This window comes from Crenobacter sp. CS_VA4 (genome assembly GCF_055597485.1).
The window spans coordinates 1-253 of the sequence record NZ_JBVMAE010000158.1; the positions used below are offsets into that span (position 1 = coordinate 1).

Genomic DNA, 253 nt, shown 5'->3' on the forward strand with positions numbered 1-253 from the left:
GGACGACACGGCTCAAAGCATGGCCGAACCCAATTTTGGTTCGCCATTCGATGACCGCTACTGGGTGGGTGTCGCCGGGGGTGTCGCGTTTTCCGATGCCGAAGACTATGACAACGGTCCGGCGGCCATCCTGCACTTTGGCAAGATGCTGTATTCCAACATCCTGTTGCAGGGCGAAGCACAGTTCGAGCGGCTAACGGTTGCTGATGTCGGTAACACGACACAGTCAGCGGACTACGAGCGGGTAGGTGCG

The 253-nt window shown here is 58.5% G+C and carries 1 protein-coding gene; it reads left to right on the plus strand.

The genetic code is table 11. From position 1 onward, the window contains the following. Window positions 1–19 precede the first annotated feature (19 nt). A partial coding sequence (locus ACZ2IA_RS23140) for a hypothetical protein (protein ID WP_470294925.1) occupies window positions 20–253 on the plus strand: 234 nt, incomplete at its 3' end.